6 protein-coding genes and 1 rRNA gene are annotated in these 7,678 nt (G+C 35.5%); 6 read left to right on the top strand and 1 reads right to left on the bottom strand.

The window, feature by feature from the left end:
• Positions 1-9 precede the first annotated feature (9 nt).
• Together rrf and OXPF_RS13380 are read left to right on the top strand one after the other, a co-directional pair.
• Positions 10-126, top strand: a 5S ribosomal RNA gene (gene rrf / locus OXPF_RS13385).
• A gap of 330 nt (positions 127-456) precedes the next feature.
• Positions 457-1,014 carry a uracil-DNA glycosylase gene (locus tag OXPF_RS13380; RefSeq protein ID WP_054875731.1) on the top strand — a complete coding sequence of 186 codons (558 nt, stop codon included), beginning with the start codon at positions 457-459 and terminating at the stop codon, positions 1,012-1,014.
• Here OXPF_RS13380 and OXPF_RS13375 read toward each other — a convergent pair whose 3' ends face one another.
• Positions 1,015-1,521 carry a hypothetical protein gene (locus tag OXPF_RS13375; protein ID WP_054875730.1) on the bottom strand — a complete coding sequence of 169 codons (507 nt, stop codon included), beginning with the start codon at positions 1,519-1,521 and terminating at the stop codon, positions 1,015-1,017. It abuts the gene before it with no gap.
• Positions 1,522-1,696: 175 nt separating this feature from the next.
• On the opposite strand from OXPF_RS13375, the gene OXPF_RS13370 reads away from it, so the two are divergent.
• The 4 genes from OXPF_RS13370 to OXPF_RS13355 all read left to right on the top strand — a co-directional run bounded on the left by OXPF_RS13370 (position 1,697) and on the right by OXPF_RS13355 (position 7,230).
• The gene (locus OXPF_RS13370; protein WP_054875729.1) at positions 1,697-2,293 is read left to right on the top strand and encodes a uracil-DNA glycosylase; all 597 of its coding nucleotides are present in this window, start codon (positions 1,697-1,699) and stop codon (positions 2,291-2,293) included.
• Between the two features lie 35 nt (positions 2,294-2,328).
• On the top strand, positions 2,329-3,717 hold the full coding sequence (gene murD, locus OXPF_RS13365; protein WP_054875728.1) for a UDP-N-acetylmuramoyl-L-alanine--D-glutamate ligase: 1,389 nt from the start codon (positions 2,329-2,331) through the stop codon (positions 3,715-3,717).
• A 162-nt stretch (positions 3,718-3,879) separates the two neighbouring features.
• A complete protein-coding gene (locus OXPF_RS13360; protein ID WP_054875727.1) occupies positions 3,880-6,021 on the top strand; it encodes a DUF3160 domain-containing protein in 2,142 nt (713 codons plus the stop codon).
• A 27-nt stretch (positions 6,022-6,048) separates the two neighbouring features.
• Positions 6,049-7,230, top strand: coding sequence for an MFS transporter (locus tag OXPF_RS13355; protein ID WP_054875726.1), 1,182 nt, complete (start codon positions 6,049-6,051; stop codon positions 7,228-7,230).
• Positions 7,231-7,678: the final 448 nt, after the last annotated feature.

Raw genomic sequence — 7,678 nt, 5'->3', positions numbered from 1 at the left:
GTTATCATAATCGGTGGCAATAGCCCCAGGGTCACACCCGTTCCCATACCGAACACGTAGGTTAAGCCTGGGTACGCTGATGGTACTGCCATGGAAGCGTGGTGGAAGAGTAAGTCGTCGCCGGTATTATTGTGAACTTTGGTTCACACAAAAACGGATTTCTTATAGAAATCCGTTTTTTTATTTAATTATAATATTGTATTAAAAAAGTGCCGGGCAATAGCCCGGAAAAGTTGAATTAAATTATTAGGGTTCAAATCATGGGGATATGTTATATGAACGATTAATGTAGCATAAATTCTATGCTACATTTTCAGTATAGCATTTTTTATAAAAATGACAATATCGATAAAGATGATAAAAAATTTTTTTATTGTTGGATTGGGCAATTAATGATTATATAATTATAAAGAGTATTATTTAAAATACAGCCTTTATCTGTTCGAGGTGTATGTGATGATGAACTTGAAAGAACTGCATGCATCATGTATGCAATGCCATAAATGTGAATTAAGTAATGGAAGAACCAATGTAGTATTTGGAGAAGGAAATTTAAAGGCAAGGGTTATGTTTATAGGAGAAGGTCCAGGTCATGACGAGGATATGCAGGGGAGGCCCTTTGTAGGTAAAGCAGGGCAATTACTTACAAAAATGATAGAAGCCATAGACCTTAAAAGAGAAGATGTATACATAGCCAATATAGTAAAATGCAGACCTCCCAATAATAGGGTCCCTCTTCCGGAAGAAGCTGAAGCATGCCTTCCATATCTTCGGAATCAAGTAGCTATCATAAGGCCAAGTATCTTAGTATGCCTGGGTTCAACAGCAGCCAGATATGTGATTGACAGAGAAATGAGAATAACAAGAGACAGGGGCAAATGGATAGATAGAGGTAAGTTTTCAATTATAGGAACATATCATCCTGCAGCATTATTAAGAGATCCCGATAAAAAAAGAGAGGCATGGGAGGATTTTAAAAAAATAAGGGATAAGTATATGAGCTTGAATGTATGATTATCTGATAATAGTAGGAAACTTGAGTTTACCTGCCTTTCTTTTTATAGAACTAAAAATATGTGTTCCAGCAGGTAATATAATACCTAGAGTAGCAGGAGATAAAAGCATTATAAATAAATAAATAAAAGAAGTATCTGCATTCATGGGAAAAAATAAAGGGATTCTCATAAAGATTATAAATATTGCATTATAGGATATGAAGAAGTTATTGCTATCCAGTAAATTTATATATGAAGAATAGGGATTGAATGCTATGGCAATTATAAAGTTTATAGCCACAAATGTCAGCAGCGATATAACAGAATCCCATATAGCGTTTTTTGAGAAGTTACAATATATTAATACAAGAACTGCGAAGGCTACAAGACCTCCTGATATTAGTACTATGGGTGAATACATCGACGGCCATGAAATTTGAAGCGAGCTATAAAGCATCTTAAATATAAGCCCAATCACTATGTAAAAAGATGCAGCAATAATACCGTGTGAAACTCCTTTGTACATAAATTCCTCCTGAAGAATGACTTCTATAATTATAATTTATATCTGCTCTATAATGGTCGATAGCCTAATAATATATATATTTATTAGGCAAAAAACTATACTCATAAAGATGCTCTAAAATAAAAACTTTATAATTATTTTGATTATATTAAAATTACAAAAGCAGGTGGGCTGAATGAAAAACGAACAATTGGAAAAGCTTAAAAGGCAATGTGTGGATAATGTGGAAAAAGAATTTCCGGGTGGGGATAAAGTTATTGTATTTGGCGAAGGAAATACTGATACGGATATTGTCCTTGTGGGAGAAGCCCCGGGAGAAAAAGAGACCCTTCTCGCCAGGCCTTTTGTTGGTCAGGCAGGTAAAATCCTTGATGAGTTTCTTGAAATCCTTAAGTTAAATAGGGAAGACATATATATTACAAACATTGTAAAATTCAGGCCTTATAAAATAAATGCCAAAACCGGTAGACTCTCTAACCGGGCACCAAATAAAGAAGAAGTAAAGCTGTGCCGGCCGTATTTAATCAAACAGCTTGAAATAATTAAACCTAAGATTGTTGTGACACTGGGTAATATATCTTTAAGAGCGATAATTGATGATGATAGAATCACGATTGGAGAAAGCCATGGTACACTAATGGATATGCGTTCCTTTTTCCTTCTTCCGTTATATCATCCTGCAAGCATAATATACAATAGAAAATTGAAGGAAATATATCAGAAGGATCTTGTCAAACTTAAGTGTTTTATCAAGGATTATATAAATGTTTAAGAAATGAAATTGTTTTAAAGCTGTCGGAGGTATATATGAGATTGGATTTTATGGATTTTAAGAAAAATATAAATGGCAAAAAGGTTGCAGTACTGGGAATCGGCGTCAGCAACAGGCCGCTTATAAAAAGTATTGTTAACATGGGGGCAAATGTTACCGCCTGCGATAAAATGTTCAGAGAGGAAATTGGGTGTATCTGTGATGAATTTGAAGATATGGGGGTAATATTAAACCTTGGCCCTGATTATCTGGATAAATTAGATAATTTCGATTACATTTTCAGAACACCTTCATTAAGGCCGGATTTACCACAGATTGAAAAAGCTGTTAAAAATGGAGCAAGCTTAACTTCCGAGATGGAGGAGTTTTTAAAATACTGTCCGGCCGAAGTGATAGGAGTCACAGGCAGTGACGGAAAAACCACCACAACTACTCTTATATATGAGATGCTTAAAAAAGAAGGATACAATGTTTGGGTAGGCGGAAACATAGGTACACCCTTATTTGATAAGTTGGATGTCATAAAGGCTGAAGACAAGGTAGTGCTCGAACTGTCCAGCTTTCAGCTAATGACTATGAAAATAAGTCCTGATATAGCTGTAGTTACAAATTTAAGTCCCAATCATCTGGATATGCATAAGTCCATGGATGAATATATCCAATCAAAAAAGAACATATATAAATATCAGGATGCAAAGGGCATGCTTGTCTTAAATAAGGATAATAGCATAACCAGAGATATGGAGAAGGAAGCAAAGGGAAATACAGTTTTTTTTAGCATATCAAAATCCCTTGAGAAAGGCGCTTTTCTTGATGGAGCTAACCTTGTGTTAATAGAAAATGGTAACAAAAAAACAATATGCAGTACTGATGAGATAAAGCTTCCGGGGATCCACAATATTGAAAACCTGCTGGCTGCATCGGCTGCAATAAGCAGTCTATGCAGTATAAAAAGTATGAGAGATGTAGCGACTAACTTCATGGGAGTGGAGCACAGAATAGAATTTGTCAGGGAAGTTAATGGAGTGAAATATTATAATGATTCCATTGCTTCAAGCCCGTCAAGAGCGGCGGCCGGGTTGAATGCTTTTAAACAAAGGGTTATATTGATAGCCGGTGGCTATGATAAAAAAATACCCTTTGATGGGCTTGCAATTAAGGGTATAGATAAAATAAAACTTTTGATACTTATGGGAGCTACTGCTGATAAAATAGAAAATGCCTTTATAGAAGAGATGGGAAAACAAAATAAAAGAATACCTATAATTCATGCTGCCGGACTTAAAGAGGCGGTTGAAGCCGCAAGGGATAAAGGGGAAGAAGGGGATATTGTAACTCTTTCACCTGCATGCGCCAGTTTTGACATGTTTAAGAATTTTGAGGAGAGGGGAAACAAATTTAAAGAGATAGTAAATAATTTATAATAGAAGGTAACTTTACGCCGTTTGTAATCAAATAGTTTGATTATAACGGCTTTTAATTTTATATTGAGTTATTCAATTTCATAAACTGGTGAATAATAATAAAAGGCCTATTAGAATATTGGGACTATAAAAAATGCAGTTGGTATGTCGGAGGTATGGCTAATGAAGAAAATTATTTGCATTATAATTATCCTTGCATTGACTCTGCCATTCTTATTGAGCAGAAAAGGTATAAGCAGGACTGATATAGAGCCATTGCAGGAAAGCAAGCAGGATCTTGATATCGTGTGGAATGAAAGTGAATATAAAGGAACAATCAAGCCTTATAGTGCAAAGCTCGATCTTTCTAACTTATCGAATACCCTGGTTATGCAGGAAATGAACATAATTGATAAATACATGCTGTCAAAGAATCAGTTTCTTATCAAGAAGCCTGAAATCGTATATGAACAGCCTTTCAATATATATGAAGACAATATGAAAAAGGGTATACCGAATTTTATTACAACAGACAGCATACTTCATGCATATAACCTCATGTGTGATTATGTCATAAGAACGATGGAAAGAGAAAGACTTATAGACGAGTTAAAGCTTTTAACCGAAGGAATGTTCGGTAAATCTATTGAGATTTACTATGGTACCAAGGATGCTAATGTAAAAAAAGCTGCCCTTTCAAATATTGCTTATTTCGGTATTGCCATGAGACTGTTAGAGCTTAACCTGCCCGGGGGGATACCCCTAGAAGCCAGCAGGATAATAGATAACGATGTTAAAAAGATAAAAGCAAGATGGCCAAACGGTGCATCTGAAATATTCCCTTATGAGCTTGATTATGGAATATATATAACTGATGGGCATTATTCAAGAGAAGCAGAGTTCAAGAATTATTTCCTGACTATGATGTGGTATGGAAGCACCCCCATAATTTTTGATACTTATGATAGTGATTCTGATACATTTATAAAGAATGATGAACAGATTGCCATGGCAGTTATTATGACATCTGCAATATTAGGCGATGAAAAACTGAGAACCCTTTGGGAAGATATATACAAGGTGAGTACGGTATACTTTGATAAATCAGAAGACATGACTATATATGATTTATCTGATGTTATTAAGTCTGTATATGGAAAAAATATAGACTTTGATAAAGTATGGAATGACAAACTATTCAAAAAAGTATACGAGTTGTCCAGACAGAAGGTTGGGCTAAATAAGGGAAAAACTCTGCCGGATAAAATCAATGATATTAATGATGAAACTATAAAATATACACAATTCAGGCTCATGGGTCAAATATATGCCCTTGATAAAGATATATTTGATAAAGTAAGCGTAACCGGTTTGCCACAAGGCCTTTATTTGCCTGCCGTGTACGGAAGTGACAGGGCATATGAAATTCTCCGAGGCAATATAAATGATTATAAAAATGATGAAGAGAATGAAGATATAATCGATAAATTAAGAATAGTACTTAACGCAGACAGCCAGGAAGAACCTATAAAATATTCTCTTAAAAACTCTTTATTCTGGGTATTAAAGGGGTCTATAAACTCCGTACAGCAAGGATATCCTGGCTTTATGCTAAATGATGGCTGGAATGTAAAGAAGCACATTACCTATTTGGGAGGGGTAGCTGATTCAAAACACTCTTCATACATATCCTTAAAGCAGAATAAGGGGCAAGCGGTGGGCCAATTACCCTTATCGGATACTGATATATCAGATGCAGTAATTCCCGGATATGTTGAACCTGAAATTGATATATATAGCAGGCTTGAATATATGGCTAAATATATAAAAGCTGTATTTTCCGTTAATGAATTTAAAGTTCCTGAAGTATATAGGGCAGTAGATAGCTTCATAAGCTTAACAAGCTTTTTAAAAACTATATCTGAAAAAGAGCTCCTGGGTAAACCCCTTACGAAAGATGAGGAAACAAGGCTTAAAAATTATGGCAGGGAGTTAAGGAACCTTACTATTTGTATGATAGAAGAAAGCGGCAGCGTTAAATACTGGGAGAGTATACCTGAAACAGAAAGAAACATGGCGGCGGTATCAGACGCATATATTCATGAAAACCAGGTTCTGCATGCTGCCATAGGTTCACCGGACTATCTATTTGTTGTTATTCCGTACAATGAAGAGCTTTACTTGGCCAGAGGAAGTACCTACTCTTACTATGAGTTTATTGAACCCCAGTCTAAAAAACTTCAGGATGATGTCTGGCAGGATTGGGTAGAGGACAATATGGAGCCACAACAGCAGCAATGGATTAGGAATATAAGGCAGAATTAAAAATATTCTAAAAATCAGAGGATAAGTATGAATTCGATAAAGAACTATAGATACATTGCAATTCTATGCTACATAGGAGCCTTTATGGGTCCATTCGGCGGAAATGTAGTTAATATTTTAATTCCCAGGCTTCAAGGAGATTTCTCAGTCTCTTTTTATAAGATTTCCTTGTCAATTTCAATATATATGCTGGCTTTTGCATCCTTCCAATTGGTATCAGGCTTTGCTTCTGATATCTTTGGAAGGCGAAAGGTGGTTTTATTGGGATATGGCGGTTTTAGCGTCGGGTGCATGATATGCTATATTGCACAGGATATAAATATATTCCTTGCCGGAAGATTTGTACAAGGCATGAGCAATGCCTTCATGACTCCTGTGCTTATGGCCTTACTAGGAGATGCGGTCCCATCCAAAGATTTAGGTAAATATATGGGCGTTTTTGGCTCTGTGCAGACATCGGGCATATTTATAGCGCCTATTCTCGGGGGTATTTTTGCCGAATTAAACTGGCGATATACTTTTTTAATTCTAGGGATATTATCAACCATATTGCTATTTATATATATCAAAACCTTTAAACATATTGGTGACGCTAAAAAACAAGGGCTCGTACCTTACGAAGTATATTCGGAACTAATCAGCAATAAAAAAATAGTTATACTTTCGCTTAGCTCATTCTTAGGCTATTTTGGGTTTGGAAGCCTTGGTTTTTTGTTTGCAAAATACATATACATGGAGCTTAATACAAGTGAGAGCATAAATGGTATAATCGTATCTTTAACGGGTTTTGGCAGCATAATTCTTTCACCATATGCAGGCAAAATAATCGATATTTATGAGAGAAGCAAAGTTTGTATGGCTGGTATAGCAGGAATAGTTCCCTTGGTCTTTCTTATTCCATATATAAGGAATATATACCTATTATCATTGACCCTTTTAATAATGGGTATGCTTTCAGCCTTCGTATGGAGTGCATTGAATACGATGGCAATAGATACTTCACCTCAGATTAGAGGTACGGCAAGCTCTATTGTAAATTCATTTAAATATTTCAGCTTTTCCATATCACCGCTTATATATGGCATGGTTTATGAAAACAGGGGAATAGAAGATGCTTTCAAAGTGGCATCCTGTGTTACATTCATCCAGCTAGTTCTGATGATAATCTACCAAAATATGAACCAAAGAGCAAAAGTTAAAGCTGTATAAGGCACGGCAAGGGGTACCCCCTACTGTGAATCTAATGACAACATATCCTGGAGTATCTATATAAGAATTTGTAAGAAATAATTAGATATAGTGAGCTTATTCATGATATTTTTGGATATAGTAATAATAATGTTATGGGAAAAATAATTTCATTATGATATTATAACAAATGTCGCCGCATGAAAGCTGCGACGGCTAAATAACAGTATTATCACTTGTAATAGCATAATATCAGCCTGATAATTGAAGTAATAACTATTACCATAAATTGCCAGTTAGAGATATGTTGACAGGTTGCCGGTAAAGTGATAATATATAAAAGTCGCTCCCCTCGGAGCAGCCGCTTCAAAAGAGCGGTAACGATCCTTGAAAATTGAACAGTGTGAGAGATTGTGTGAAGCGTTTCAGGTAAGACTGAAACAACCCAAACTAATTATCATGGATAATG

It is taken from the genome of Oxobacter pfennigii, assembly GCF_001317355.1.
Classification (GTDB): domain Bacteria; phylum Bacillota; class Clostridia; order Clostridiales; family Oxobacteraceae; genus Oxobacter; species Oxobacter pfennigii.
The sequence above is the reverse complement of the archived record's forward strand: the minus strand, read 5'-3'. Positions and strand labels throughout refer to the sequence as shown.

Coding starts and splice junctions, on each gene's coding strand:
- OXPF_RS13355 (WP_054875726.1), top strand. CDS start 6,049: ATGAATTCGATAAAGAACTATAGATACATTGCAATTCTATGCTACATA.
- OXPF_RS13380 (WP_054875731.1), top strand. CDS start 457: ATGATGAACTTGAAAGAACTGCATGCATCATGTATGCAATGCCATAAA.
- OXPF_RS13360 (WP_054875727.1), top strand. CDS start 3,880: ATGAAGAAAATTATTTGCATTATAATTATCCTTGCATTGACTCTGCCA.
- murD (WP_054875728.1), top strand. CDS start 2,329: ATGAGATTGGATTTTATGGATTTTAAGAAAAATATAAATGGCAAAAAG.
- OXPF_RS13370 (WP_054875729.1), top strand. CDS start 1,697: ATGAAAAACGAACAATTGGAAAAGCTTAAAAGGCAATGTGTGGATAAT.
- OXPF_RS13375 (WP_054875730.1), bottom strand. CDS start 1,521: ATGTACAAAGGAGTTTCACACGGTATTATTGCTGCATCTTTTTACATA.